At 69.9% G+C, this 412-nt stretch carries 1 pseudogene; it reads left to right on the top strand.

Annotated elements, in window-relative coordinates:
- Positions 1 to 244: 244 nt before the first annotated feature.
- A pseudogene (locus tag RM590_RS35775) lies at positions 245 to 412 on the top strand (MurR/RpiR family transcriptional regulator); the annotation flags it as partial.

Raw genomic sequence — 412 nt, 5'->3', positions numbered from 1 at the left:
CCGGCCCCAGTTCGCCGCGTGCCTGGAGAGTGGCGGCGAGATCCTTCTTGAGCTCGTGATCACGGGCTTCCATACCCGTTACGTTACGAGCGCCGCCGGGCCGGAACACGGGGGCTGTCCCCCGTATTTCCCCGGGGGGAAGCCGCCCGTCGCTCCGCCTGCATATGGACATACAGGAGCCTTCCTGGCTGAATGGATCTGTCGGCGCCGATTCGTGGCGCGACGGATTCAGCAAGGGGACAGCATGAGTGGGAGCAGCCCCGCCGCACGGTTGCAGCGGCTCTTCGAGGGGCACCGGCTCACGCCCACCCAGCGGCGCATCGCGCACTGCATGGTCCGCCGGGCGGCCGACGCGCCGTTCCTCTCCAGCGTCGAGCTGGCCGAGCTCGCCGGGGTCAGCCAGCCCTCCGTC

This window comes from Streptomyces litchfieldiae (genome assembly GCF_031845365.1).
Taxonomy (GTDB): Bacteria; Actinomycetota; Actinomycetes; order Streptomycetales; family Streptomycetaceae; genus Streptomyces; species Streptomyces litchfieldiae.
Note: the sequence above shows the minus strand (reverse complement) of the source record. Positions and strands in the feature narration are given on the sequence as shown.